At 42.8% G+C, this 5,986-nt stretch carries 7 protein-coding genes; 1 reads left to right on the top strand and 6 read right to left on the bottom strand.

Annotated features, from left to right (window positions below; genetic code table 11):
- The 4 genes from EWV60_RS11640 to EWV60_RS11625 all read right to left on the bottom strand — a co-directional run.
- On the bottom strand, positions 1 to 380 hold a 380-nt coding region (locus EWV60_RS11640; protein WP_287232376.1), incomplete at its 3' end, for an RpnC/YadD family protein.
- A 561-nt stretch (positions 381 to 941) separates the two neighbouring features.
- Complete coding sequence (locus EWV60_RS11635) at positions 942 to 1,436, bottom strand: ureidoglycolate lyase (RefSeq protein ID WP_002738430.1); 495 nt, start codon at positions 1,434 to 1,436, stop codon at positions 942 to 944.
- 5 nt (positions 1,437 to 1,441) lie between these two features.
- Positions 1,442 to 2,899, bottom strand: a complete 1,458-nt coding sequence (locus tag EWV60_RS11630) for an efflux RND transporter periplasmic adaptor subunit (protein WP_002750991.1) — start codon at positions 2,897 to 2,899, stop codon at positions 1,442 to 1,444.
- Positions 2,900 to 3,188: 289 nt separating this feature from the next.
- On the bottom strand, positions 3,189 to 3,791 hold the full coding sequence (locus EWV60_RS11625) for a GUN4 domain-containing protein (protein ID WP_002739340.1): 603 nt from the start codon (positions 3,789 to 3,791) through the stop codon (positions 3,189 to 3,191).
- 83 nt (positions 3,792 to 3,874) lie between these two features.
- Here EWV60_RS11625 and EWV60_RS11620 point away from each other — a divergent pair, with 83 nt between their 5' ends.
- Positions 3,875 to 4,855, top strand: a complete 981-nt coding sequence (locus tag EWV60_RS11620; RefSeq protein WP_002790911.1) for an aspartate carbamoyltransferase catalytic subunit — start codon at positions 3,875 to 3,877, stop codon at positions 4,853 to 4,855.
- Positions 4,856 to 4,878: 23 nt separating this feature from the next.
- On the opposite strand, the gene EWV60_RS11615 is transcribed toward EWV60_RS11620, so the two are convergent.
- Entirely contained in the window at positions 4,879 to 5,160 is a 282-nt protein-coding gene (locus EWV60_RS11615) for a hypothetical protein (protein ID WP_002790909.1), read from the bottom strand.
- A gap of 733 nt (positions 5,161 to 5,893) precedes the next feature.
- On the bottom strand, positions 5,894 to 5,986 hold a 93-nt coding region (locus tag EWV60_RS11610), incomplete at its 5' end, for a transposase (RefSeq protein ID WP_287232378.1).

Below are 5,986 nucleotides of genomic sequence, written 5' to 3'. Positions count from 1 at the left end.
TCTGGTCGCCAATTTACTCGTTCATCTCCTAATATAGCGAGACTGATAACCGGTTTCTGATACAAATCAAAGGCCCGATAGTTATAAATATACATCCTCTGAGGGAAATTTTCTTCGTACTGGCTTTGAATTTCAATATGAATCAAAATCCAGACTTCTTCACCCCTGAGTAACCAGACTTTATAAAGTTTGTCAGCGAAACGTTTTTTTGTCTTAGCTGAAGCGGTAATTCGTTTGAGTTCTTTTTCTAGGGATTCGGGAATTTTTGTCCAATCAATTAGTTGGTGAACTTCAGGAAAGAAGAAGTATAAAAACGCTTCAAAATACTCGCTTAATGCTTCTTTCCAAGGTTCATCATAATTGGCGGTTGTTGGGTTCATGGCAAGTCGCTACCAATTGGAAAGTTAGGCACTCATCTAAATCTATTATTCCCCATAAATATCAGAAATGCTACTTGTCGTCACAAAACTTCCCATTAGAGCAACCTATAGTCATTTCAATTAAGATTGAGAATATCAATCCCAGAGTTCCTAAGGATTTTGTCGGTCTAGACTGTATCATACTTATACTAAATCCGTTGAGCATAGGCTACTCATAGAGGAGAGGCAAAAGGCAACAGGCAAAAGGCAAAAGGCAAAAGGAGAAATAAATAATCAGTTTTTAATAACCAGATTTAGTATTATCTGAAATGACTATAGGTCATCGTTTTCAGACTTAATCGACAAATAGTGCCAATTCAAAGTAGTATCTGGAATTTTCTAGTTAACCTTTTAGGGAGTCTCATTGCTTACACTTATCATCCTATTAAGCCTTCTCTGGATTTAGAGGCAAAAGACTTCCCTGCTCTACCTTCTGCCCTTTTTTAACTTCATAGAACTCACATTTTCTCCCTGTCAGCTTTCACCGACATTCAGCAAAACCTAGGTAAAAAATTAATTTTTTCAATCAACAATCTCGAATTCTATTGACTGCTCTTGGGCAAAATTATAGGTAAAATGATCGATAATATTAGTATCGCTCAATTCGAGATTATAAAAATTGATCTCTGGTTGATCAAAAAGTGGGCCAGCGTGCCAAGTTCCCACCTCTAATTTAATAAAACAGTCCCCGGGGATGCGAAAAACCTTTAATTTTTCTAAATCTGGTTGAGGATGAGGACTAGGGGGGGCCACTCCTAAAAACCACTCTTGTCCCCCCAAAGAACCAAGACATTGGGTACATTGACTATGACGAGTAATTCGCTTAAATTTACGTCCGCGAGTCTGTAAACGCATAATATAAAAACGTGGCACACCATTTTTTAAATGCAGTTGTGCATCGCTTTCATCAAACAGTTTCCCGTCATGGCCAGGGGTTATTAATTGACCGTAGGGACGGAAACTCTCGGCGGTAATTAGTTGCGCTGCCAGGGGACGAACGGTAATCGAATTACTCATAAAAATTACTGCTGACTAACAGTTATAGCTGTACCATCTCGGAGAGAAAGAATATTATTAACAGCAATTCTTTCCCCGGCATTTACTCCAGAAATAACCTGATAAGCTTGCCCTTGAATCGTGCCGACTTGAATGGGTTTTTGTCTAACCACTAAACGCTCCTTGGCATTTTCTTGACCTTCTTTAGCCTTTTCTTTTTCGGCCACAAAAACAAAATTTTGCGCCCCGATGCTAGTCACTGCCGTGGTGGGAACTAATACCCCCGGTTTTTGATCCCAAATTAACCGCGCCCGCACATATTGGTTATTGCGAAGACTGCCATCATTAGTAAAGGCAAATTTCACTAAAACCGATTGGGTAGCTTGGGAAACGGTGGGGGAAATAAAAGTTACTTGACCGCGAACCCCCGGGCTGCCATCGGGATTAATAATTTCCACGGGCAACCCGACGCGCAGACGCGGTTGTAATTCCACGGGAATCTGCACATTTAGTTCCAAAGTTTTATTGTTAGTTAACGAGGTTAATTCTTCACCCAGGGAGATAATATCGCCGACTTTTCTTTGATTAAAATCGCCGACAAAACCATCAATCGGGGCGGTAATGGTGTTAAAAACTAAATTCTGACGCGTCGCCCCTAATTGTCCCTCAGCACTGGCTACTGCCGCTTGACGACTGTTCACTGTTGCCGCCGCCGCCGCCACCTGTTGCCCTGAGGCTAATTCGTTTTGAATAGCGATATTTAATGCTTCTTTGTTTGCCTGTAGGGTAGCTCTAGCCGCCGTCACCTGTTGACGGGCCGCATCACGATTTTGAGACCGGGCTTCTACTTCTGCCTTGGCGGCCTGAATGTCGCGGCGGCGATCATCTAAGTCCTGTTGGGGCTGTGCGCCTTGTTTAACCAGAAATTCGGCTCTTGTTAGGTTTTTTTCCGCCAAATCTAAATTAGCTCTCGCTCTCTGTAAATCGGCTTCGGCGGCGCTCAAGGTGGCGATCTGACTTTTAACATTGGCTTCAGCATTGGCCACATTTGCCCGATTCTGGGCAATTTGGGCTTTATTTGCCCTCGCTTGCGCTTGTCTTTGCCTTAAATCCGCCTCAGACGCATTCAGGTTCGCTTTGGCCGAATTTACCTGGCCGATGCCGGCGTTTACCTGTTGCTGTTGTTGTTCGGGATCCAATTCGGCGATTTTTTGTCCCTGAGTTACCTGATCGCCAGATTTAACGAAAATAGAGCGAATCCGACCAGTAATCTGAGGAGAGACGCTAACACGCTGTTGGGCGATCAAAGTACCGACAAATTCGCTACTTTGCACTAATTTGTCGGTGCCGAGGGTTTGCAGTTTGACGGGAACAGCCGCCGGTCCGGTGGCCTGGGGGCCCTGGGGGGCGCAACCAGTGACAATTAGGGAAACGGCGATCGACGAACCGATCGCTCTCGATACGTTAACGGATCGTTTAATCATTGTTAAATTTAGGGGTTTTTAGCGGAAAAAGTGCTAGTAAATCGGAAAAAGAAGGGGAAGATGAGGGGAGAAGCTTTTCCTTAAATTTTACTCTACATAATTGATCGCCGTGATTATTAAACCTCTGACATAATTAATTTTTGAGGGTTCAAAAACGGCAAAAATAAGGATTAAATTGCATAAAATCCGTAAATAGACTATTTAATTGATTATTGTTCATTCTTAATTCTCCTGACTACTGACTACTGACTCCTAACCCTAACAACAATTTTTGATTTTTACAAGAGGTCTATTGTTTGCTTTGCCCTAAGCTAACAATATTACAGGTGACTAATCTTTGGGCGAGGGTGGTGTATTCTAGACGACCACCGGCGATCTGATATTCGTCCCGGGGCGCCGGCAGATGACCGACGGGAGCATTGAGGGTATAGTTAAGATTTTCTTTAAAAATAATCCAATCACCATCTTTACGCCAACCGATGCGATCGCCAAAAGTTTGAAAATTTTCGATCGCCACTAAGCGCCCCGGTCGATTACCTGTCTCGATAAAAATACGAAATTGGGTACTGAAACTAAAACGACCCCCGGAAGCTTCTTTCCAGAGTTGATCCATCTTTTGCAGATCCCAACAGGCCAATTTTTGCAGGTCTTCCATGGTAAACCAGCCCTGTAATTCCCGTCCGGTCGCTTTCAGCATTAAATTACGGGTTTCATCGTTAGCTTGTCGCCAATTTTGTTGAGCGAGGAAATTTTTCAGGCGAGTGTAATTAATGCCCGTGGTCGGTGATACCATTTCCCCAGAGGTGGCAGTCTGGGCAACGATCGCCGGCAAGGGATTGAGAAATAAAGCGATCGCGAGAGTGACCTGACACAAGGAAAAATTAATTCTCATAAACCCTATTTATTAACTTGATGCAAAGAAATCCTACAATAGCATAGACGAAATTTGCCGTTTTTACCGCCTCCTCAACTCCTATGGCTTTCACTTGGATCCGACACCACATTTTGGGATTGCAAGACTGGCAACCGGAAGAATACCAAACCCTGCTACAAACGGCCTCTAGTTTTCGTGAAGTTCTTTCCCGACGTACCAAGAAAGTGCCGGCCCTACAAGGTCAAGTGGTGACAAATCTTTTTTTTGAACCTTCCACCCGCACCCGTAGTAGTTTTGAACTAGCGGCGAAACGTCTTTCGGCCGATGTTCTTAATTTTGCCCCGGGTAGTTCCAGTTTGACTAAGGGGGAAACGATTCTCGATACCGCTTTAACCTATGTGGCCATGGGTACGGATATTTTTGTTATCCGACATCAACAGTCGGGGGTTCCCGATTTAATTGCCGCAGAAATGGATCGTTTGCAGTCGGGGGTGAGTATTCTTAATGCTGGGGACGGTCAACACGAACACCCCTCCCAGGGACTTTTAGACCTGTTTACGATCTGTTGTCTGTTAGATGAGGAAAATCCCCGTTTAGAACTGTTAGAGGGCAAAAAAATCGCTATTGTCGGGGATATACTCCATTCTCGTGTGGCTCGTTCCAATATCTGGAGTTTAACCACGGCAGGGGCGGAAGTACATTTGTCCGCACCCCCCACCCTACTGCCGAAATATTTTGGGGAATTGTGCGATCGCATATTTCTCCACTGGGATTTAGAACCAGCTTTAGAAAAGGCCGATTTTGTGATGACCCTGCGACTGCAAAAAGAACGAATGACTGCCAATCTTTTGCCCAGTTTACGCGAATATCATCAAAGTTTTGGCATTACTCGTCCTCGTTTGCAATCCTGTCAACCAGGGGTGAAAGTACTTCATCCAGGTCCTGTGAATCGGGGAGTGGAAATTAGTTCCGATTTGATGGACGATCCCGATTTTAGTCTGATTTCCCAACAAGTTACCAGTGGTGTTGCTGTTAGAATGGCTTTGTTATACCTCATTGGTAATCTTCGCGGCGACCGGTAAAAGCTTCTCAGGGATTTGCTCTTTTAGTCTGGTTTCATTGAAACAATCCTAAAGTTTTTGTCAAGGTAAATATCATACTTTCTTCCTCCCTCACACACAGCATCTTCTGCTTCAAACTGGTTAGTCTCAACATCAAATTTCATCTCTTTAGGATTCCTACAGCCCTGTTTTAGCAAAGCATCGGTCAACTGCGATTTTTCTTCCGGGGTCAAAGCTCGATAATCACTGCTATTAGCTTGACCTGCATAGATTGACATTCCTATAATACTAAGGGATAGTAAGCTTATGATCGATTTGGTCTTCATTTTTTCAACTTCCTGAATACAATAAAAACATCATTCAAGGGGTTTTAAACCCAAATTTTCGGTAATTAGTTCGGCGCGATTACCGATCAACTATATCTTAGGGGAAGCATACCTAGATTGCAATAAGTATAAATACTCAAGCTATCCCTGGGGCTTTTCTAGAAACTTTGACCGATACCGAATTCCGTTCTCAAGGGACTAGATATGGCGACCTACTCCTCTCTTTTTTAACTAGGTTTGGCTGAATAAATCTAAAAACCTGGTTGGATAATATCTTTAGGCTTTTTTGAAATCAAAAAGTGCGATCATCAACCCCAGAAGCCTTACAGAATGAGGGTTTGAACAGAGCGCTCGCCTCGAAGCACAAACCACATTGATTATACCTCATCTTTGAGAAAAACGCTGAAATTAACCAAGCGACAAAAGATAAAGATTCGGATTAAGTTAATTGAGAACTATTATTATAATTCTCTCAGAATATGCTAGAATGCTTTTCTATATCTCACCGAAAAGTAAAACCCTTGTTCTTGCAGTGAATTTCCGGAATTATCGACAGAAACTAACGGAATCCCATAATCTAAACGAACAGTTAAACCATTAGCCACTAACCAGCGTAAACCTAATCCTATCCCTCCTAAAGTAGCAGGATCGGGATCAGGAAGTAAATTATTTCATCCAGTCCCCCCCTCAACAAATGAGGTAATTTGGGTTCTTCCGAACTTACCATGTAAAATCAACTAGCAAAATGCCAATTTAATAAACATCTAAGACTAAAGTTTTTAAAGTTTCTAAATCCATAGCCTCTCCTTTTAATCACCTTCAGTTT

Origin of the sequence: Microcystis sp. Msp_OC_L_20101000_S702, from assembly GCF_007095705.1 — a bacterium.
In the GTDB taxonomy this organism is placed as follows: Bacteria; Cyanobacteriota; Cyanobacteriia; order Cyanobacteriales; family Microcystaceae; genus Microcystis; species Microcystis ichthyoblabe_A.
The sequence above is the reverse complement of the archived record's forward strand: the minus strand, read 5'-3'. Positions and strand labels throughout refer to the sequence as shown.

Excerpts from the sequence above, each read along its gene's own strand:
- EWV60_RS11635 (WP_002738430.1), bottom strand. The coding sequence starts at position 1,436 with ATGAGTAATTCGATTACCGTTCGTCCCCTGGCAGCGCAACTAATTACC.
- EWV60_RS11630 (WP_002750991.1), bottom strand. The coding sequence starts at position 2,899 with ATGATTAAACGATCCGTTAACGTATCGAGAGCGATCGGTTCGTCGATC.
- EWV60_RS11625 (WP_002739340.1), bottom strand. The coding sequence starts at position 3,791 with ATGAGAATTAATTTTTCCTTGTGTCAGGTCACTCTCGCGATCGCTTTA.
- EWV60_RS11620 (WP_002790911.1), top strand. The coding sequence starts at position 3,875 with ATGGCTTTCACTTGGATCCGACACCACATTTTGGGATTGCAAGACTGG.
- EWV60_RS11615 (WP_002790909.1), bottom strand. The coding sequence starts at position 5,160 with ATGAAGACCAAATCGATCATAAGCTTACTATCCCTTAGTATTATAGGA.